Origin of the sequence: Streptomyces sp. ISL-66 (assembly GCF_018614135.1) — a bacterium.
GTDB lineage: Bacteria > Actinomycetota > Actinomycetes > Streptomycetales > Streptomycetaceae > Streptomyces.
The window spans coordinates 1-20,284 of sequence record NZ_JAGGOW010000171.1; the positions used below are offsets into that span (position 1 = coordinate 1).

Here is a 20,284-nt window from a genome sequence, read left to right on the forward strand (position 1 = left end):
TCCGAGACTCAGGACACTAGCGTCGGGCGTTTCGTGAGGGGATCCTGGGCGCTGCCTCCCAGAGTCATCAACAACGACTCGGCGCCGACAGCCAAGGTGACTCCCGAACCGCTGTCGAAACGCTGCTCTTCGACGTGTACAGAGCCACACCACACAGGGCGTCGTCGACCGCTGTTGGCAGTCCTTCCTGCTTCGGGAGAGCAGGGCCGGATCAGGGTGCGACCTGAGGATCGCTGTGGACTGTGCGGTGCTGGCTGGGTGTCGTTCCGTAGCGGTCCAGGAACACCTGCCGCATCGTCTCAGCGGAGCTGAACCCGCAGCGCCTCGCGACCGAAGCCAGAGGCAATGCTGTGGAGACGAGGAGTTGTGAGGCCGCCTCGGCTCGGGCGGTCCGTACGAACTGGGCTGGTGTCTGTCCGAGCTTGTCGAGGAACAGCCGGGACAGATGACGTCCGCTGACTCCCGCATACTCGGCGAGCGCGGTGGTGGCGAGGTCGCTGTCGAGGTGTTCGGTGATGTATCCGACGGTCCGCTGCACGGTCCGGTGCTCCGGGGCCGGCGCGTCGACGAACATGCTGATCTGGGCCTGATTGCCCGGCCGTTGGAGATAGGTCACCATCATCCGGGCCAGCGTCCGGGCGAGGGCCGGGCCGTGGTCCTCCTCGACGAACGCGAGGGTGAGGTCGAGCGCTCCGGTAACCCCGGCCGACGTGCAGACGTGCTCGTCGCGGAGGTACAGCGGCGCGGCGTCGACGTTGACGGCCGGGTGGCGCTGCGCGAGGTCACGCGCGAACGCCCAGTGGGTGGTGGCGCGCCGTCCGTCGAGCAGCCCGGTCGCCGCCAGCACACTCGCGCCCGTGCACACCGACGCGACCCGACGGCCGATACCGGCCAGGCGGCGCACATGCTCGACCAGAAGGGTGTTCTGCGCCGCCGCGGCGTGGCCCGGCCCACCGACGACCAGCAGCGTGCCGACCGGACCGCGCGTACGTTCCAGCGCCCCCTGTGCTCCCAGGACCAGTCCTGATGAGCAGCGCACCGGGCGACCCTGCGGGGTGACCAGGCGGACGTCGTAGGGCGGACTCGCACCGAGGCGGTTCGCCCCGTCGAAGGCGCCGGTCACGCAGGCGATCTCCACGAGTTCCGCATCCTCGTAGGCCACGACCACCACGCGGTGGCGGACAGCTGTCGTCATGCCTACGACACTACCGAACCCGTCCGTAGGACACGTATCCCAGGATTTCGGACAGGCCGTCCGACGATGTCCATCCGCGGTGGAGGCGGTGCGCGAGGGTCGTCAGGGCAGCAGCCCGCCGCCAGGCCATCGGCCACCCACCGACTTCAGGAGTCCCGTCATGACCGAAACCTCGCCCCAGCCGTCCGCGGAGCCGGTGAAGACCATCGCCTTCGTGCTGTACCCCGGGCTCACTCCGCTGGACATCGTCGGCCCGCTGCAGGTCTTCGCGGCGTTGGGTGATCTGGTTCCCGGCTACCGCACGATCGTGGTCGGCGAGCGGCGCGAGCCGATGCCGAGCGACACCCCGCTGTCCCTGGTCCCCAGTCATACCTTCGAGGACATGGCGGACCCCTACGCCGTGATCGTGCCGGGGGGTCTCGTCCCCACCCTGGCCGCGATGGCCGACGAAAGCCTGCTGCGGAACCTGCGCGACACCGCGGCGCGGTCCCAGGTCGTCGGCTCGGTGTGCACAGGCTCACTCCTCCTCGCGGCGGCGGGGCTCCTGGAGGGCCGCCGGGCCACCACGCACTGGATGTACCGCGACCTGCTCCCCCGCTTCGGGGCAACGCCGGTCACCCAGCGCTGGGTCGAGGACGGACACTTCATCACCGCCGCCGGGGTCTCGGCCGGCATCGACATGGCACTGCACCTCGTCGGCCGCCTCGCTGGCCACGACGTCGCGCGCATGGTGCAGCTGTTCATCGAGTACGACCCCGAGCCGCCCTTCGGCCCGATCGACTGGACAGCTGCCGACAGCGGCCAGTACACGCCCTTCGCCCGGCAGCTGCTCCACAGCGCCCTCGCCGACCACCCCGCCCTCCTGGCGCACCTGAGCACCTGAGCACCTGAGCACATCGCGCGCAACCTGCCCGCCTGGCGGTGTCTCGGCTGCCGCCCCAGGGGTCAGTAGGGCTCTTCGCGCCACTCGAGGCGCACGTGGGCCGCAGTCCGCCGGACAAGACGGACTCCTTCACGGCCTGACGCACAGGCCGATCGGAACCTCCGTCGGCTCCAGGAACTCCCGGGGTAGGTATTGAGGTTTTCAGGGCGGGGTCGGTGGTGTGAGGGTCAGGCGGGTGGCGGTGAGGCAGCCGTCGATCAGGCGGGGCTGGAGCTGGATCCTGCGTAACTCGCGGCGGAGTATGCGGTCGAGGTCGTCGGGTGTGTCGAAGGCGGTGTTGGCCATTGCTCTGCGCACGAGTGACCAGACGGCCTCGACGGGGTTCAGGTCGGGTGCATACGCGGGGAGCCGGACGGCGGTGAGCCAGTCGTGCTCGGCTTCATACCGCTTCAGCCCGGCGTCCAGGTGGGTGTTGAGATTGTCCCAGACCACCACGATCGGGCCGCCGAGCTGGATGTGTGCCCGTACCAGCAGGTCGCGGTAGTCCTTCCAGGAGAAGCTCTTGCGTGCACCCTTGAGCAGGAGATGAGTGCGGGGCCGGTGGATGCGACGGCTCGGCTCGCCGGGTTTGTAGCAGCACAGGGCGGCGACCGAGGTCCGGCGGCGGGACCTGCCTCTCACCTGGATGACGGGGGTGTGTCCGCGCCGGCCCCAGGTGCGGGCGCGGGGCGGCGTCATGGAGAATCCGGCCTCGTCCTCGAAGACGATCCAGCCCCCACACGCCGCCGCGAGGCTTTTACCCGCGGCCACACCTCCTTCTTCCACAACTCCACCGCGTGCTCGTCGCGTTCGAGTGCTCTGTGGGCGGGTGCCTGCCAGGACCAGCCGTGCCGTTTCAGCAGCCGCCAGACCGTCGCCACCGACAGCGTCAGGCGCCGACGGCGGCGGATGACCGTCTGGACGCGGGCCAGAGTCCACCGATCGTCCTCGAAACCGTGTGCTGACGGGCCCCTGCCGAGTTCGTCCTCCAGCACGGCGAACTGGGCATCAGTGACGGTCGGGGAGTTTGCCGGGCCACTCGAGCGCAGGGCCTCCATCCCACCCTCGCGCCAGGCGCGGCGCCAGCGTTCCACCGACCGCACGCTCACCCGCAGGTCCTTCGCGATCACCGCGGTCTTCTGTCCCGCCATGAACCGCTCGCCAGCCTGGAGCCGGATCCCCGCACGAAACGCCCGACGCTCAGCGGTCAGGCCCCCACCCTCCGGATAACGCATACCACCGGCATACCGCAGGGATCATGAACCGTCACCCCCGACGACAACCCGAAATCCTCAGTAAGAGACGGCAAGTATTGTCTTGGTGCTGCACGTACCCGGCCCGCTCGTCCTGGCGTACGGCGCTGAGTGCCACGGTCAGGATCTCCTCCGAGGCCTCGGGTCCGAGGGAGTCGTCCGGGTCGGCCAGGGCCCACGTGCACCGCCGCGCCGCCGCCAGGACACCCTCCGCGTCGCAGAGGCCGGTTCCTGCGCCGAGAGCGTGGGTGCGGGGAAGTCCGGTTGCCCAAGGTAGGCGAGTAACTGGGCGTTGGAGGTGGCGCGCCCGCGCTGAGCGGCGGTGGCGTCGGCAATGTGCAACAGGTCGCCGGCGACCGCGCGGATACCGGCGAACCAGCAGTCCTGTGAGGTTCGGCCGTGATGCCGCTGGGGTGTTCAGTGTTGTATGTCACTGACGTTTAGGTGTACTTGTCCTGCTCAAGGGCGGTTGGATCAGTCGATCACGGTGTCAGTTTCGCCAAACGTTGCGGTGACGTGAAGCCGTATCGGCCGGTTTCGTGTTCGCCGTGTCTCCTTTGTCTTCCTGGTCTTCGCGGGGCCGTCTGCGATGTGCGGAGAGTGTCCGGCGGTTCCTGGCAGCACTGGCGACCTGGAGGCCCCCGTGCACTCCCCACAACGCGCCCCCTGCCCGCGCCCCGTCTCCCGATGACAGCGCGGTCTGCCATCGCTTCGGTACCCCGTACAGCCCGCCCGACCCTGGTGAGGGGGGCTCGACTTGCACTGCCTGTCCACGATGTCCCCGAGCGAAACGTCGCTGCCACTGCAGTCGCCCGCCGCTGCCACCGGTCACACGGGAGCGGTTCTCCACCGGCCCGCAACTCACAGGCGTCGGACCGACCGGAAGCCTTGGTGCGGACGACCCCCGGCCGCCGGCAGACGCCGGTGGAGGCAAGGACTGTTCACCCGCGGACGTACAACCTCCTCGTGACTGGCCGTGAGCGCAAGGCGATCAACAGGAACTACTTCAACTCCTACGTCTGGAAGCCTGCTATCACGGGGGCTGGCGTCATCGGTGGTCTGGAGCAGCGCGCGGACGGCAAGAGGATCTGGGAACCCTCCAGAGAGCACGGGTTCCACGCCCTGAGGCACTTCTACGCCTCCGAGCAGTTGGAGGCTGGCGAATCTGTCGTCTCCCTGGCCCAGTGGCTTGGGCACTCGGACCCCGGGTTTACCCTGAGGAAGTACGGGCACTTCCTCCCCAGGGCAGGGTCCCGCGGCAGCACGGCCATTGACGCCGTGTTCGGGTAGACCCGCCCGGGGCGGCCAAGACCAGGAAGCGCCCCAAAGTCCCAGAGAAGTCCCACAGACACCGCCGCACCCCGCACTGACTCACGATTTCGCAGGTCAGATGGGGTGCGGCGGTGTCTCTTTGTCAGATGTCGCGGAAGATCTCGATCTGCGCGCCCACCGAGTTGAGGCGTTCCGCCAGTTCCTCGTAGCCGCGGTTGATGACGTAGACGTTGCGCAGGACCGAGGTACCCTCGGCGGCCATCATCGCGAGGAGGACCACCACCGCCGGGCGCAGGGCCGGCGGGCACATCATTTCCGCCGCGCGCCAGCGGGTCGGGCCTTCGACCAGGACGCGGTGCGGGTCCAGGAGCTGGAGGCGGCCGCCGAGGCGGTTGAGGTCCGTCAGGTAGATGGCCCGGTTGTCGTACACCCAGTCGTGGATGAGGGTCTGGCCCTGGGCCACGGCGGCGATGGCCGCGAAGAAGGGGACGTTGTCGATGTTCAGCCCGGGGAAGGGCATCGGGTGGATCTTGTCGATCGGCGCTTCGAGCTTCGACGGGCGGACGGTGAGGTCCACCAGCCGGGTGCGGCCGTTGTCGGCGGTGTACTCCGCCGAGCGGTCGTGGTCGAGGCCCATCTCCTCCAGGACCGCGAGCTCGATCTCCATGAACTCGATCGGGACCCGGCGGATGGTGAGCTCGGACTCGGTGACCACGGCCGCGGCCAGCAGGCTCATCGCCTCGACCGGGTCCTCGGAGGGGGAGTAGTCCACGTCCACGTCGATGTTCGGGACCCCGTGGACCGTCAGGGTGGTCGTGCCGACGCCGTCCACCCGCACGCCGAGCGCCTCCAGGAAGAAGCACAGGTCCTGGACCATGTAGTTGGAGGACGCGTTGCGGATGACCGTGGTCCCGTCGTGCCGGGCGGCGGCCAGCAGCGCGTTCTCGGTGACGGTGTCCCCGCGCTCGGTCAGCACGATCGGGCGGTCCGGGGAGACACCGGCCTCGACCTGGGCGTGGTAGATGCCCTCGGTCGCGGTGATGTCCAGGCCGAAGCGGCGCAGGGCGATCATGTGCGGCTCGATGGTGCGCGTGCCGAGGTCGCAGCCGCCCGCGTAGGGCAGCTTGAAGTGGTCCATCCGGTGGAGCAGGGGGCCCAGGAACATGATGATGCTCCGGGTCCGGCGGGCCGCGTCCGCGTCCATGGCGTCCATGTCGAGGCGGGCCGGCGGTACGAGTTCCAGGTCGATGCCGTCGTTGATCCAGCGGCTGCGGACGCCGATGGAGTTCAGGACCTCCAGGAGGCGGTAGACCTCCTCGATGCGGGCCACCCGCCGGAGCACGGTGCGGCCCTTGTTGAGCAGGGAGGCGCACAGCAGGGCCACGCAGGCATTCTTGCTCGTCTTGACGTCGATCGCGCCGGACAGGCGACGGCCGCCGACCACGCGCAGGTGCATCGGACCGGCGTAGCCGAGGGAGACGATTTCGCTGTCGAGGGCTTCCCCGATGCGGGCGATCATCTCAAGGCTGATGTTTTGATTGCCGCGCTCGATCCGGTTCACCGCGCTCTGGCTGGTGCCGAGGGCGTCCGCGAGCTGACTCTGCGTCCAGCCACGGTGCTGCCGGGCGTCACGGATGAGCTTGCCGATGCGCACGAGGTAGTCGTCTGCCATGCCTGCACCGTATCTCAGATATGAGATTCCGCCCGCGCGGGGTACGCCGAACGGGTGTTACCGACCGTCAGCTCCCATGGTGGGGTCGGAGGCGGCGTGGTGCGCGACGAGCCGGCCGCGTGGTCGAGTGAGCAGTCGGCTGAGCAGCCGGATGGGCAGCCGGATGAGTTGCTCCCGCTCCGGTGCGGACAAAGGGGACGGCAACTCCTCCTGGGCGGCGGCAAGCGACTGCTCCAGCCGGCGCAGCCGGCGCCGGCCGAGCGGGGTGCGGGTGAGAGTGAGGGTGGTGACGTCGCGCCGCCGGTCGACGGTCTCCGGGGTCCGCTCGCCCGGTTGGTGTTCGGCGAGTTCGTTGATGACGGCGGCCAGGTCGCGCGGCGGACGCCGGAGCCGACGGCGCCGCCACCGTGACCACTACGACCACCGTCACCACCACGACCGCCGCCACGACCACCAGGCCCGCGTGACCCCCGTCACCCCCGATCCCGCCGGACGGCCGCCGCCATCACCGTGTCGGTGCCGGTCAAGCGCGCCGAACCGGACGTGCCCGATCGGCCGCACGGTCGACGGCGGAGGCGGGCTCACGGGTGCGTGCCTCGTCCCCGTGCCCGTGCATGTACTAGAGTTATCTCGACATCGAGATATCTGCCCCGGACACACCGCAGCCGCCCCGCTGGTGAGGGTTACCTAACTTAGCCTCACCTTAGCGGATTGGTCAGAGTGCCTCGCGGCAGGATTGCGGTAATACGCGCGAATTCATGCATGAAGGAGACTGTCGTGTCGGCGAACAGCTTCGACGCCCGCAGCACGCTGCAGGTGGGCGACGAGTCGTACGAGATCTTCAAGCTGGACAAGGTCGCGGGCTCCGCCCGCCTTCCCTACAGCCTGAAGGTCCTGCTGGAGAACCTGCTCCGTACCGAGGACGGCGCGAACATCACCGCCGACCACATCCGGTCGCTCGGAAACTGGGACTCGCAGGCCCAGCCCAGCGAGGAGATCCAGTTCACGCCGGCCCGCGTGATCATGCAGGACTTCACCGGCGTCCCCTGCGTCGTGGACCTCGCCACCATGCGCGAGGCCGTGAAGGCCCTCGGTGGCGACCCCTCCAAGATCAACCCGCTGGCGCCGGCCGAGCTGGTCATCGACCACTCGGTCATCGCCGACAAGTTCGGCACCCACGAGGCGTTCGCGCAGAACGTCGAGCTGGAGTACGGCCGCAACAAGGAGCGCTACCAGTTCCTGCGCTGGGGCCAGACCGCCTTCGACGAGTTCAAGGTCGTCCCCCCGGGCACCGGCATCGTCCACCAGGTCAACATCGAGCACCTGGCCCGCACGGTCATGGTGCGTAACGGCCAGGCGTACCCCGACACCCTCGTCGGCACCGACTCGCACACCACGATGGTCAACGGCCTGGGCGTCCTGGGCTGGGGCGTCGGCGGCATCGAGGCCGAGGCCGCGATGCTCGGCCAGCCGGTCTCCATGCTGATCCCGCGCGTCGTCGGCTTCAAGCTGACCGGCGAGCTGCCGGCCGGCACCACCGCCACCGACCTGGTGCTGACGATCACCGAGATGCTGCGCAAGCACGGCGTCGTCGGCAAGTTCGTCGAGTTCTACGGCGAGGGCGTCTCGGCCACCTCGCTGGCGAACCGCGCCACCATCGGCAACATGTCGCCGGAGTTCGGCTCCACCGCCGCGATCTTCCCGATCGACGAGGAGACGCTGAAGTACCTGCGCCTGACCGGCCGCGACGCCCAGCAGGTCGCGCTCGTCGAGGCGTACGCCAAGGCCCAGGGCCTGTGGCTGGACCCGGCCGCCGAGCCGGACTTCTCCGAGAAGCTGGAGCTCGACCTCTCCACGGTCGTCCCCTCCATCGCCGGCCCGAAGCGCCCGCAGGACCGCATCGTCCTCGCCAACGCCTCCCAGCAGTTCGCCCAGGACGTGCGCAACTACGTCAGCGACGACGAGGAGGCCGGCAAGGAGTCCTTCCCGGCGTCCGACTCGCCCGCCACGGCCAACGGCGTGCCCTCCAAGCCCACCGCGGTGACCCTGGCCGACGGCACCTCCTTCGAGATCGACCACGGCGCCGTCACGGTCGCCGCGATCACCTCCTGCACCAACACCTCGAACCCCTACGTCATGGTCGCCGCGGCGCTCGTGGCGAAGAAGGCGGTCGAGAAGGGCCTGACCCGCAAGCCGTGGGTCAAGACCACCCTGGCCCCGGGCTCGAAGGTCGTCACCGACTACTTCGACAAGGCCGGCCTGACCCCGTACCTCGACAAGATGGGCTTCAACCTCGTCGGGTACGGCTGCACCACCTGCATCGGCAACTCGGGTCCGCTGGAGGAGGAGATCTCCAAGGCGATCAGCGACGCCGACCTCGCGGTCACCTCGGTCCTCTCGGGCAACCGCAACTTCGAGGGCCGCATCAACCCCGACGTCAAGATGAACTACCTGGCCTCCCCGCCGCTGGTCGTCGCGTACGCCATCGCGGGCTCCATGAAGGTGGACATCACCAAGGACGCCATCGGCATCGACACCGAGGGCAAGCCGGTCTACCTCCAGGACATCTGGCCCTCCGAGGCCGAGGTCAACGACGTCGTGGCGAACGCCATCGGCGAGGACATGTTCAACAAGTCCTACCAGGACGTCTTCGCGGGCGACGCCCAGTGGCAGGCGCTGTCGATCCCGACCGGCAACACCTTCGAGTGGGACCCGCAGTCCACCTACGTCCGCAAGCCCCCTTACTTCGAGGGCATGACGATGGAGACCACCCCGGTCTCCGACATCGCCGGCGCCCGCGTGCTGGCGAAGCTGGGCGACTCGGTCACCACCGACCACATCTCCCCGGCCGGTGCGATCAAGGCCGACACCCCGGCCGGCAAGTACCTCACCGAGCACGGCGTCGAGCGCCGCGACTTCAACTCGTACGGTTCCCGTCGCGGCAACCACGAGGTCATGATCCGCGGCACGTTCGCCAACATCCGCCTCCGCAACCAGATCGCGGCGGGCACCGAGGGTGGCTTCACCCGCGACTTCACCGTCGACGGCGCGCCCGTCGCCTTCATCTACGACGCCTCGCAGAACTACCAGGCCGCCGGCATCCCGCTGGTCATCCTGGCGGGCAAGGAGTACGGCTCGGGCTCGTCCCGCGACTGGGCGGCCAAGGGCACCGCGCTGCTCGGCGTCAAGGCCGTCATCGCGGAGTCCTACGAGCGCATCCACCGCTCGAACCTGATCGGCATGGGCGTCCTGCCCCTGCAGTTCCCCGAGGGCGCCACGGCGGCCTCCCTGGGCCTCACCGGCGAGGAGACCTTCGCCTTCACCGGTGTGGAGGAGCTGAACAACGGCACCACCCCGCGCACCGTCAAGGTGACCACCGACACGGGCGTGGAGTTCGACGCGGTCGTCCGCATCGACACCCCGGGCGAGGCGGACTACTACCGCAACGGCGGCATCATGCAGTACGTGCTCCGCAACCTCATCCGCGGCTAAGCGCATACCGGCACCAAAGGGCCGTACCTCCGTTAAGGGGGTACGGCCCTTCCGTTTCTGCGGGCGGCTCCGACGGCCAGGTCAGGTGACGGTGAGGTCTCAACTCGGAAAAGCCGGGGCTCAGACGTGCACATGATCTTGCTCACAGGAGCGGAAGTGGACTATACCTGTGCCCGTCCGGATCACCGCGAAACGAGCGGCCCCGGACGGGGGGACGGCGGGGACCTGCGGTGACGTCCGCATGCGCGGCAACAGTCGCACTTTCCTTCCTCCTTCACACTCCTGACGAAGGCGAGGACTTGAGCATGGGATCCACCTCCGCCCACGGCGACAACAGCAACGGTGAGGGTCTCGGCCGCCGGGACCTGATCAAGCGCTCCGCGGCACTCGGCCTGATCGCCGTACCGACGATGAGCTTCCTGTCCGCGTGTGCCTCCGGCTCCGACGAGACGACCAAGGGCAACGAGTCCAAGGTGGCCACCTCCAAGGAGAACCCCTTCGGCGTCGCCAAGGGCGGCAAGCTCGACGTCGTCGTCTTCAAGGGCGGCTTCGGCGACGACTACGCGAAGGCCTGGGAAGCGGCGTTCGACAAGAAGTGGGGCACCACCAGCTCCCACATGAGCACCCAGGAGATCACCTCCAAGCTCCAGCCGCGCTTCAACGCCGGCAACCCGCCGGACGTCGTCGACGACTCCGGCGCGCAGCAGATCAAGCTGGACGTGCTCGCCAAGGGCAACCAGCTCGCCGACCTCACCGCCGTGCTCGACGCGCCCTCGCTCGACGACCCGACCAAGAAGGTCCGCGACACGCTCGTCGAGGGCGCCTACGAACAGGGTCTCCAGGGCGGCAAGTTCGTCGTACTCAAGTACGTCTACGCCGTCTTCGGCTTCTGGTACTCCGGCAAGCTCTTCAAGGAGAAGGGCTGGACGGAGCCCAAGACCTGGGACGAGTTCCTGGCCGTCTGCACCAAGGCCAAGGAAGTCGGCATCGGCGGCCTCGCCCACCAGGGCAAGTACCCGTACTACATCAATGTCGTCATCATGGACCTGATCGCCAAGAAGGGCGGCCTGGATGCCATGAAGGCGATCGACAACCTGGAGCCCAACGCCTTCGCGGACAACCCCGCCGCCCTGGCCGCCATCGAGGCCGTCTACGAGATCGTGGAGAAGGGCCTCCTGATGCCGGGAACCAACGGCCTCACCCACACGGAGTCCCAGACCGCCTGGAACCAGTACAAGGCCGCGTTCATCCCCAGCGGCTCCTGGCTGGAGAACGAGCAGCTGAAGCAGACCCCGGAGGACTTCGACATGAAGTTCCTGCCGGTCCCGGTGCTCGCGGACAGCAAGCTCCCCTTCGAGGCCATCCGGGCCGGCGTGGACGAGCCCTTCATCGTCCCCGAGAAGGCCCCGAACAAGGCCGCGGGCATGGAGTTCCTCCGCTCGATGCTCTCCCGCGAGTGGTCGACGATCTTCGCCCAGCAGGCCAACTCCCTCACCGTCGTCAAGGACGGCGTGGACCCGAGCGTCAAGCTGCGGCCCGGCACCCAGTCAGCGGTCGCCGCGCTGAAGGCCGCGGGATCCAACACCTTCAGCTACCGCTACCCCGACTGGTACAGCGAGATGGGCACGGAGCTGGAGAACGCGTCCAATGAGCTGATGGCCCAGCGTATCCAGCCCAAGGAGTGGATCAAGCGGGCCCAGGCTGCGGTAGACAAGGCTGCCAAGGACCCGAGCGCCAAGAACAACAAGCGCAGCTGACACCCGCGTCCACCGGTCACCCGGAAACACCAGGGACGGACACCATGAGCCACGTAGCAAACAGCAAAGGGCGGGGCGGCTTCATCGCCGGCTTCCTCATCCTGCCCCTCGCGTTGTACCTGACCTTCGTCATCTGGCCGTACATCCAGACGTTCGGCTATTCCTTCACCAACTGGACGGGTCAGTCACCGACTTTCGACTTCGTCGGACTGGACAACTACTCGGCCCTGCTGAAGGACGAGGTCTTCCGCGGCGCGCTGCTGCACAATCTGCTGCTCCTGGTGTTCGTCCCGGCGGTCACCATCCTGATCTCGCTGTTCTTCGCCTTCATGCTGAACGCCGGCGGGCGCAGCGGTGCGGGCGGGGTCCAAGGGGTGGCGGGCTCCGCGCTCTACAAGGTGATCTACTTCTTCCCGCAGGTCCTCTCCCTCGCCATCCTCGCCGTGCTCTTCGGGGCCGTGTACCGGAGCGACGAGGGAGGGCTGCTGAACGGGTTCCTCACCAAACTGGGCCTCGTCGACCCGGCCCACCCCATCGAATGGCTCAACGAGCCCAAGTTCGTCCTCTGGTGCCTGCTGCTCGTCGTCGTCTGGCACGGGGTCGGCTTCTACCTCGTCCTGTTCTCGGCCGCCATGCAGTCGGTCCCCAAGGACATCTACGAGGCCGCACTGCTCGACGGCGCGGGGCGCGCCCAGACCTTCTTCAGGGTCACGCTGCCCCTGCTGTGGGATTCTGTGCAGACTTCCGCGGTCTATCTGGGCATCGCCGCGATGGACATGTTCGTCCTCGTGTCGACCATGACCTCGGGCCAGTTCGGCGGCGGACCGGACCATCACAGCGAGGTCATGGCGACGGTGCTGATGCGAAACTTCCTCTACTTCGGCAAGGCCGGTTACGCCTGCGCCATGGGGGTCGTGATGCTCGTCCTCACCCTGATCCTCTCCGCCATCACGCTGCGGGCCACTCGCCGCGAGCACGTCGAGTTCTAGCGGGAGACCACGATGACCACAGTTGTCAAAGCACCGGGCGAGGCGGCGGCGGAGAAGCGCTCCGCCGGCACCGGCAAGCCGCGCGGGAAGAGCAAGAGCGGCTCCGACGGATTGGTCCTCAACGTCTTCTCGCACGGCTTCCTCGCCGTGTGGGGGATATTGATCATCCTGCCCCTGATCTGGCTGGTGCTCGGCTCGTTCAAGACCGACGTGCAGATCGGCGGATCGGCCCTGAGCTGGCCGGCCAACTGGCACTTCGACGCCTTCCCCCGCGCGTGGAACAAGGGCATCGGCAGCTACTTCGCCAACACGCTGATCGTGATGGTGTTCTCGGTCCCGCTGACGATGCTGCTCGGCTCGATGGCCGCGTACGTCCTGGCCCGCTACCCCTTCTGGGGCAACCGGGCGATCTACTACTTCTTCGTCAGCGGGGCCATGTTCCCGGTCTTCCTGGCACTCGTCCCGCTGTTCTTCATGGTGAAGCGGCTGGACATGCTCAACACGTACCAAGGTCTGGTCCTGGTGTACGTGGCGTACTCGATGCCGTTCACCGTCTTCTTCATGCACTCGTTCTTCAGGACGCTGCCGGCGGCCGTGCACGAGGCGGCCGTGATCGACGGGGCCTCGCACACCCGGATCTTCTTCCAGGTGATGATGCCGATGGCCAAGCCCGGCCTGATCAGCGTCGGTATATTCAATGTCCTGGGGCAGTGGAACCAGTACATCCTGCCGTCCGTGCTGATGCAGCCGCAGACGGGATCGGACCCCGAGCGCTACATGCTCACCCAGGGCCTGATCCAGTTGCAGTACCAGATGGGCTACGAGACGGACCTGCCGGTGCTGTTCGCCGGTGTGACCATCGCGATGATCCCGATGCTGGTGGTCTACCTGTCCTTCCAGCGCCAGATCCAGGCCGGCCTGACCTCCGCCACGCTCAAGTAGCGGACGCGGACGGGTCGGGCCTCCGCCCGCGCGGCTGCCTACAGCCAGGTGCCGAACTTGCGGATGTACACGGTCTTCAGCAGCTGCGTGAGCGTGCAGTACGCGAGCAGTACGCCGATCAGCCACGGGAAGTAGCCCGCCGGCAGGGCCGTGAAGCCCAGCGACCCGGCCAGCGGCGAGAAGGGCAGGTAGAGCCCGGTCAGCACCGCGAGGACGGTCGTCACCATCACCGGCCAGGACGCCCGCGACTGGACGAAGGGGATCTTGCGGGTACGGATCATGTGGACGATCAGGGTCTGCGAGAGCAGGCCCTCGACGAACCAGCCGGACTGGAAGAGCGCCTGGTGCGCCTCGCTGCCGGCGGCGAACACGTTCCACATGATCACGAACATCGCGATGTCGAAGATCGAGCTGATGGGGCCGACGCAGACCATGAACCGGGCGATGCCCTTGGCGTCCCAGTTGCGGGGCACGCGCAGGTACTCCTCGTCCATCCGGTCCCACGGCGTGGCCAGCTGCGCGAGGTCGTAGACCAGGTTCTGCACCAGCAGCATGATCGCCAGCATCGGCTGGAACGGGATGAACGCGCTCGCCACCAGCACCGAGAAGACGTTGCCGAAGTTCGAGCTGGCCGTCATCTTGATGTACTTGATGGTGTTGCCGAAGGTGGTCCGGCCCTGGATCACGCCCTGCTCCAGGACGGTCAGGTCCTTCTCCAGGAGGATGATGTCCGCCGACTCCTTGGCGATGTCGACGGCGGTGTCGACCGAGATGCCGACGTCCGCGTCGCGCAGCGCGGCGGCGTCGTTGATGCCGTCCCCGAGGAAGCCGACGGTGTGGCCGTCGGCCTGCAGGGCCCGCACGATCCGGGCCTTCTGGACCGGGTTGATCTTGGCGAAGACCGTCGTACGGGCGGCCAGCGCGCGCAGTTCGGTGTCGTCGAGGACGTCGGTCTCGGTGCCGCCCACCACGTGGCCGACGGTGAGTCCGACATCGGCGCAGACCCGGGCGGCGACGAGCTCGTTGTCGCCGGTGACCACCTTGACCGCGATGCCCTTCTCCGCGAGGCCCCGGAGGGCTCGGGCGGCGTCGGCCTTCGGCGGGTCGAGGAAGGCGAGGAAGCCGACCAGGGTCAGCTGGTCCTCGTCGGCGACCGTGTAGGTGTCGCGGGGGGTGCTCATCGTGCGGGTGGCGACGGCGAGGACGCGCAGGCCCTGGCGGTTGTTGTCCCGCGCGATGCGGGTGACGTGCCACCGCAGCTGTTCGGTGAGCTCGACCTCGCGCCCTCGGTCCGTCATGTGGGTGCACAGGGCGAGGACTTCCTCGACGGCTCCCTTGGTGATCACGACGTGTTCGGGGCGGCCGAGTCCGCCGACGATGCTGTTGCGGTTCAGGACCACGGACATCCGGCGCCGGGCGAAGTCGAAGGGGATCTCGTCGACCATCGAGAACCGAGCGTCGACGACAACCTCCTCGGCCTCGCCCACGCGGTCGATGACCGCCTGGTCCATCAGGTTCTTCAGGCCCGTCTGGAAGTGCGCGTTGAGGTAGCCGTACTCCAGGACCTCGTCGTCCTCGTCGCCGTGCACGTCGAGGTAGCGGTCCAGGACGATCCGGTCCTCGGTGAGGGTGCCGGTCTTGTCCGTGCAGAGCACGTCCATCGCGCCCAGGTTCTGGATCGCGTTGAGCCGCTTGACGACCACCTTGCGCCGGGACATCGCCACCGCGCCCCGCGCCAGGTTGGCCGAGACGACCATGGGCAGCATCTCGGGGGTCAGGCCCACCGCCACGGCGATGCCGAGGAGGAAGGCGGCCTCCCAGTCGCCCTTGGTGAAGCCGTTGATCATGAAGACGACGGGGACCATCACCAGCATGAAGCGGATCAGCAGGAAGCTGACCTTGCGCACGCCGGTGTCGAAGCTGGTCTCCGGGCGCTCGCCGACCAGCGAACCGGCCATCGAACCGAAGTAGGTGTCGCAGCCCGTGGCGACGACGACTCCGGTGGCCGTGCCGGAGGTCACCGAGGTGCCCATCAGGCAGATGTTCTCGGCCTCGACGGGATCGGTGGTCCCGGACTGACCGAGGTCCTCCGTGCGGATGTCGGCCTTGGCCACCGGCAGGGACTCGCCGGACAGCGCGGCCTGGCTGACCATCAGGTCCTTGGAGGCGATCAGCCGCAGGTCGGCCGGGATCAGGTCGCCGGCGGCCAGCTTGACCACGTCGCCCGGGACCACCCCGTCCATCGGGATCTCGAAGGTGGCCGGGTCGCAGCCGTCGCCGGCCCGGCGCTGCACCGCGCAGGTCGTGGTGACGAGCTGCTTCAGCGCGTCGGCGGCCCGGCCCGAGCGGAACTCCTGCCAGAAGCGCAGCAGTCCGCTGATCCCGACCATCACCGAGAGGATGACGACGCCCGGGTCGGCGGGGTCCTGCCAGTACATGACGGCGGCCAGGAAGACCAGGACCCCGATGAAGGGGTTCCCGTACGCCTTGGCCAGCTGGACGTACCAGCGCGGGGCGCGCTCCTGGGCGATGACGTTGGAGCCGTGCCGCTCCAGGCGCAGCGAGGCCTCGGTGTGGGTGAGGCCGTGGCGGGAAGCGTCCACGTCCCGCAGGAGCTGGACGCCCGGGCGGGCGCTGACCTCGGCGAGCTTCTGGCCGACGATCCGGGTACGGGCCTCCAGCTCGGCGGCCTTGCGCTCGCGGCGGGCCCGGCCCGGGGGTGCGAGCTTCGTCGGGGTACGAGGGGTGAGCACGGTCATGACGAATACCTCCCTCCACGGTGTCCGGGCAGCGCGGAGCCGAGCGGTCACGTGGAGTGATCACGGGTCGGCGCGGAGCGGCACGCGGGCCGCGGGGACGCCGAGGGGCATGGATGACGCGCGCCCGGTTCAGGTGTCAGGGCACGCGGAAGGGGTTGCAGCGAAGGCGAATGCGGGACGCACGGGGGCGGCGGGGCCGCGGCGGTGCACACGCGGAAAGATCGGCCCGTCGGTGACGGTCAGCCGAGGGTGATGACGGTCAGCCGAAGAGAGCGCTGCAAGGACTTCGATCGGGACTCATTCCCGAACACCTCCTCGCGTAGCGCTGGCATGACATCGGGCGTCCGATCCGGCCGTGAAGACCCGTGGAAGGGCCGTGGAAGAGCCGCGGAAGACCGACGCCTCAGCGACCGTAACACGACACGGATGGATGTTTCTCTCATGCTTATGACCGATAGTGGCCGATTCGTGCTGCGTCGGCCTCTTGACGTCTTGAGGCGCAAAGGCTCGACTTAAGGTTCACAAGTTGGAGAGACGCCGGGGTCTCGGAGCACGCAGCCGCTACGGCCCCGGCCGGGGGGCGACGGCTTGCCGTTGCTTATGGGCAGGAGTGGATGAGTCGTGCAGACTCCCGGATCGCAGTCTTCACTGCATCGCGCGAATCTGGAGCGCGTCGTACGGGCGGTGCGGCTCGCGGGTTCGCTGACCCAGGCGGAGATCGCCCGGACCACCGGACTCTCGGCGGCCACGGTCTCGAACATCGTCCGGGAGCTCAAGGAGGCCGGGACCGTCGAGGTCACGGACACCTCGGCCGGCGGCCGGCGGGCGCGCAGCGTCTCGCTCAGCGGGGACGCGGGCATCGTGATCGGCGTGGACTTCGGTCACACGCACCTGAGGGTGGCCGTCGGCAACCTCGCCCACCAGGTGCTGGCGGAGGAGTCCGAGCCGCTGGACGTGGACGCCTCCTGGGCGGAGGGCTTCGACCGGGCCGAGGCCCTGGTCGGACGGCTCATCGAGGGCATCGGGGTGGGCCTGGGCAAGGTGATCGGCGTCGGGCTCGGCGTCCCCGGCCCCATCGACGTGGAATCCGGCACCCTCGGCTCCACGGCGATCCTGCCGGGCTGGGCCGGGATCAACCCGCGCCAGGAGCTCTCCCGGCGCCTCGGCGTGCCCGTGTACGTGGACAACGACGCGAACCTCGGAGCGCTCGGTGAACTCGTTTGGGGGAGCGGGCGCGGAGTGAAGGATCTGGCGTACATCAAGGTCGCCAGCGGCGTCGGTGCGGGGCTGGTCATCAACGGTCAGATCTACCGCGGACCCGGCGGCACCGCCGGCGAGATCGGGCACATCACCCTGGACGAATCAGGCCCGGTCTGCCGCTGCGGCAACCGCGGCTGCCTTGAGACCTTCGCCGCCGCCCGGTACGTGCTGCCGCTCCTCCAGGGCACCCACGGGCCGGAGTTGACGATGGAGCGGGTGGTCGAGCTGGCCCGGGGCGGGGATCCGGGCTGCCGCCGGGTCATCACCGACGTGGGCCGCCACATCGGCAGCGGCGTGGCCAGCCTGTGCAACCTCCTGAACCCGAGCCGGGTGGTCCTGGGCGGCTCGCTCGCCGACGCCGGTGAGCTCGTCCTGGCTCCCATCCGGGAATCGGTCGGGAGGTACGCGATTCCCAGCGCGGCCCGCCAGTTGTCGGTGCTGACGGGGTCCCTGGGCGGGCGGGCGGAGGTGCTGGGGGCCTTGGCCCTCGTACTGAGTGAGATGGGCGATTCGACGCTTTTGGCGGAAAATGACAGTGGGGTGCGAGCTCCAACCCTCTTGTCTTCAGTTAGATAACGGATGGCACCGTTGTCATCTCGTTAAGGATTCACTCCTTGACGGCAAACTTGCGGCCGGGGTTGACTCACATCCACCTCGGCCGCAGTGTTGCGGCCTCGTCAGGGAGGTTCAAGTAATGAACACGCGTATGCGCAGAGCCGCCGTAGCCGTCGCCGCCAGCGCCATGGCCGTCTCGCTCGCCGCTTGCGGCAGTGCGAAGGAGGCCGGTGACAAGAAGGACTCCTCGTCCGCCGTCAAGGGCAACGCGATCAAGGTCGGTCTGCTCCTGCCGGAGAACCAGACCGCGCGGTACGAGAAGTTCGACAAGCCGCTCATCGAGAAGGCCGTCGCCGATCTGACCGCCGGCAAGGGCGAAGTGGTCTACGCCAACGCCAAGCAGGACGCGACCACGCAGAACTCGCAGGTCGACACGATGATCACCAACAAGGTGAACGTCCTGATCATCGACGCGGTCGACTCCAAGGCCATCGCGGGCTCGGTCAAGAAGGCCAAGGAGGCCGGCATCCCGGTCGTGGCCTACGACCGACTGGCCGAGGGCCCGATCGACGCCTACACCTCCTTCGACAACGAAGAGGTCGGCAAGGTCCAGGGCAAGGCGCTCCTCGAGGCGCTGGGCGACAAGGCCAAGGACGGCCAGATCGTCATGATGAACGGGTCGGTCACCGACCCGAACGCCAAGCTGTTCAAGCAGGGCGCGCACTCCGTCCTCGACGGCAAGGTGAACGTCGCCAAGGAGTACGACACGGTCGAGTGGAAGCCGGAGAACGCCAACACCAACATGGCGGCCGCGCTCTCCGCGGTCGGCAAGGACAAGATCATCGGCGTCTACTCCGCCAATGACGGCATGGCCGGCGGCATCATCACCGCCCTCAAGGCGGCCGGTCTGTCCCCCCTGCCCCCGGTCACGGGCCAGGACGCCGAACTCGCCGGTGTGCAGCGGATCGTCGCGGGCGAGCAGTTCATGAGCGTCTACAAGCCGTACGCCCCCGAGGCCGAGGCCGCCGCGAAGATGGCCGTCGCCCTCGCCAAGGGTGACCCGATCGCGACCACGGCCACCGCCAAGGTCGACAGCCCCAGCGCCAAGGCCGTCCCCTCCCTGCTGATCCCGGTGATCTCGCTGACCAAGGCGAACATCAAGGACACCGTCATCCGGGACAACGTCTACACGGCCGACGAGATCTGCACCGAGAAGTACGCGGCCGCCTGCGCCGCCATCGGCCTGAAGTAAGGCCCCCGGCCGCGCTCGGCACCGCCGAGCCGGCCCCCTTTTCCTGTCCGGCGTTCCCGCCTCCATCCCGCCACCGGCGGGGCGCCGGACAGAACGTTTCTCTCTTTCATACCCCCCGTGGTCCTGCTCTTTTGCACGACATCCCCGCCGGTCAGGCGGCAAGGAGATGGTTCATGTGTCCGCTGCGCCCGTACTGGCGTTGCGAGGGGTCTCGAAGCGGTTCGGCGCCGTTCAGGCCCTGACCGACGTAGAACTCGAGATCCACTCCGGCGAGGTGGTCGCCCTCGTCGGCGACAACGGCGCCGGTAAGTCCACGCTGGTCAAGACGATCGCCGGCGTGCACCCCATCGATGACGGAGTCATCGAATGGGAGGGCCGCCCGGTTTCGATCACCAAGCCCCACGACGCCCAGAACCTGGGCATCGCGACGGTCTACCAGGACCTCGCGCTGTGCGACAACATCGATGTCGTCGGCAACCTCTTCCTGGGCCGCGAACTCAAGCGGCGCGGCATCCTCGACGAGGTGGAGATGGAGCGGCGCGCCCGCGAGCTCCTGACCACCCTGTCCATCCGCATCCCCAGCGTCCGCATCCCCATCGCCTCGCTCTCCGGCGGCCAGCGCCAGACCGTGGCGATCGCCCGCTCCATGCTGGGCGAGCCCCAGCTCGTCATCCTCGACGAGCCCACGGCCGCCCTCGGCGTCGAGCAGACCGCGCAGGTCCTGGACCTGGTGGAGAGGCTGCGCGAGCGCGGCCACGCCGTCATCCTCATCAGCCACAACATGGCCGATGTGAAGGCCGTCGCCGACAAGGTGGCGGTACTGCGGCTGGGCCGCAACAACGGCGTCTTCTCCGTGAAGGACACGTCGCAGGAAGAGATCATCTCCGCCATCACCGGGGCCACGGACAACGCCGTGACCCGCCGGGCGGCCCGCACCGGGGAGGCCCGCAAGTGAACACCCAGA

At 68.2% G+C, this 20,284-nt stretch carries 14 protein-coding genes; 9 read left to right on the forward strand and 5 right to left on the reverse strand.

All coding sequences use genetic code 11. The features are described 5' to 3' along the window. Positions 1-211: 211 nt before the first annotated feature. On the reverse strand, positions 212-1,195 hold the full coding sequence (locus tag J7E97_RS29800) for a GlxA family transcriptional regulator (protein ID WP_215033778.1): 984 nt from the start codon (positions 1,193-1,195) through the stop codon (positions 212-214). A gap of 160 nt (positions 1,196-1,355) precedes the next feature. Here J7E97_RS29800 and J7E97_RS29805 point away from each other — a divergent pair, with 160 nt between their 5' ends. After that, positions 1,356-2,078 carry a DJ-1/PfpI family protein gene (locus J7E97_RS29805; protein ID WP_215033780.1) on the forward strand — a complete coding sequence of 241 codons (723 nt, stop codon included), beginning with the start codon at positions 1,356-1,358 and terminating at the stop codon, positions 2,076-2,078. A 201-nt stretch (positions 2,079-2,279) separates the two neighbouring features. On the opposite strand, the gene J7E97_RS29810 is transcribed toward J7E97_RS29805, so the two are convergent. Further along, a complete protein-coding gene (locus J7E97_RS29810; protein WP_374224278.1) occupies positions 2,280-2,888 on the reverse strand; it encodes a transposase in 609 nt (202 codons plus the stop codon). Continuing rightward, positions 2,813-3,352, reverse strand: coding sequence for a winged helix-turn-helix domain-containing protein (locus J7E97_RS29815; protein WP_215033784.1), 540 nt, complete (start codon positions 3,350-3,352; stop codon positions 2,813-2,815). The genes J7E97_RS29810 and J7E97_RS29815 overlap by 76 nt, the downstream gene beginning before the upstream one ends. A gap of 909 nt (positions 3,353-4,261) precedes the next feature. On the opposite strand from J7E97_RS29815, the gene J7E97_RS29820 reads away from it, so the two are divergent. Then, entirely contained in the window at positions 4,262-4,660 is a 399-nt protein-coding gene (locus J7E97_RS29820) for an integrase (RefSeq protein ID WP_251055366.1), read from the forward strand. 124 nt (positions 4,661-4,784) lie between these two features. Here the strand turns inward: J7E97_RS29820 and J7E97_RS29825 are convergent, their stop codons facing one another. Beyond that, the gene (locus J7E97_RS29825) at positions 4,785-6,314 is read right to left on the reverse strand and encodes a UDP-N-acetylglucosamine 1-carboxyvinyltransferase (protein WP_215033788.1); all 1,530 of its coding nucleotides are present in this window, start codon (positions 6,312-6,314) and stop codon (positions 4,785-4,787) included. Positions 6,315-7,091: 777 nt separating this feature from the next. Between J7E97_RS29825 and acnA the strand changes: the two genes are divergently transcribed. The 4 genes from acnA to J7E97_RS29845 all read left to right on the forward strand — a co-directional run bounded on the left by acnA (position 7,092) and on the right by J7E97_RS29845 (position 13,494). Then, on the forward strand, positions 7,092-9,806 hold the full coding sequence (gene acnA, locus J7E97_RS29830; RefSeq protein ID WP_308346844.1) for an aconitate hydratase AcnA: 2,715 nt from the start codon (positions 7,092-7,094) through the stop codon (positions 9,804-9,806). Between the two features lie 305 nt (positions 9,807-10,111). Beyond that, positions 10,112-11,563, forward strand: coding sequence for an N-acetylglucosamine/diacetylchitobiose ABC transporter substrate-binding protein (gene ngcE, locus J7E97_RS29835; RefSeq protein ID WP_215033792.1), 1,452 nt, complete (start codon positions 10,112-10,114; stop codon positions 11,561-11,563). Between the two features lie 44 nt (positions 11,564-11,607). Then, positions 11,608-12,552, forward strand: a complete 945-nt coding sequence (locus J7E97_RS29840; protein WP_215033794.1) for a carbohydrate ABC transporter permease — start codon at positions 11,608-11,610, stop codon at positions 12,550-12,552. 12 nt (positions 12,553-12,564) lie between these two features. Continuing rightward, entirely contained in the window at positions 12,565-13,494 is a 930-nt protein-coding gene (locus tag J7E97_RS29845) for a carbohydrate ABC transporter permease (protein ID WP_215033796.1), read from the forward strand. A gap of 38 nt (positions 13,495-13,532) precedes the next feature. Here the strand turns inward: J7E97_RS29845 and mgtA are convergent, their stop codons facing one another. Then, a complete protein-coding gene (gene mgtA / locus J7E97_RS29850) occupies positions 13,533-16,253 on the reverse strand; it encodes a magnesium-translocating P-type ATPase (RefSeq protein WP_215033798.1) in 2,721 nt (906 codons plus the stop codon). A gap of 621 nt (positions 16,254-16,874) precedes the next feature. On the opposite strand from mgtA, the gene J7E97_RS29855 reads away from it, so the two are divergent. The 3 genes from J7E97_RS29855 (at position 16,875) to J7E97_RS29865 (ending at position 20,275) form a co-directional block, all read left to right on the forward strand. Next, the gene (locus tag J7E97_RS29855) at positions 16,875-18,089 is read left to right on the forward strand and encodes an ROK family transcriptional regulator (RefSeq protein WP_215033800.1); all 1,215 of its coding nucleotides are present in this window, start codon (positions 16,875-16,877) and stop codon (positions 18,087-18,089) included. A 118-nt stretch (positions 18,090-18,207) separates the two neighbouring features. Further along, positions 18,208-19,320 (forward strand): sugar ABC transporter substrate-binding protein, encoded by a 1,113-nt coding sequence (locus J7E97_RS29860; protein WP_215033802.1) that lies wholly within the window; start codon positions 18,208-18,210, stop codon positions 19,318-19,320. A gap of 166 nt (positions 19,321-19,486) precedes the next feature. Next, a complete protein-coding gene (locus J7E97_RS29865; RefSeq protein ID WP_112447331.1) occupies positions 19,487-20,275 on the forward strand; it encodes an ATP-binding cassette domain-containing protein in 789 nt (262 codons plus the stop codon). Positions 20,276-20,284 lie beyond the last annotated feature (9 nt).

Coding starts and splice junctions, on each gene's coding strand:
- J7E97_RS29800 (WP_215033778.1), bottom strand. CDS start 1,195: ATGACGACAGCTGTCCGCCACCGCGTGGTGGTCGTGGCCTACGAGGAT.
- J7E97_RS29805 (WP_215033780.1), top strand. CDS start 1,356: ATGACCGAAACCTCGCCCCAGCCGTCCGCGGAGCCGGTGAAGACCATC.
- J7E97_RS29815 (WP_215033784.1), bottom strand. CDS start 3,352: ATGCGTTATCCGGAGGGTGGGGGCCTGACCGCTGAGCGTCGGGCGTTT.
- J7E97_RS29825 (WP_215033788.1), bottom strand. CDS start 6,314: ATGGCAGACGACTACCTCGTGCGCATCGGCAAGCTCATCCGTGACGCC.
- ngcE (WP_215033792.1), top strand. CDS start 10,112: ATGGGATCCACCTCCGCCCACGGCGACAACAGCAACGGTGAGGGTCTC.
- J7E97_RS29840 (WP_215033794.1), top strand. CDS start 11,608: ATGAGCCACGTAGCAAACAGCAAAGGGCGGGGCGGCTTCATCGCCGGC.
- J7E97_RS29845 (WP_215033796.1), top strand. CDS start 12,565: ATGACCACAGTTGTCAAAGCACCGGGCGAGGCGGCGGCGGAGAAGCGC.
- mgtA (WP_215033798.1), bottom strand. CDS start 16,253: ATGACCGTGCTCACCCCTCGTACCCCGACGAAGCTCGCACCCCCGGGC.
- J7E97_RS29860 (WP_215033802.1), top strand. CDS start 18,208: ATGAACACGCGTATGCGCAGAGCCGCCGTAGCCGTCGCCGCCAGCGCC.
- J7E97_RS29865 (WP_112447331.1), top strand. CDS start 19,487: ATGGTTCATGTGTCCGCTGCGCCCGTACTGGCGTTGCGAGGGGTCTCG.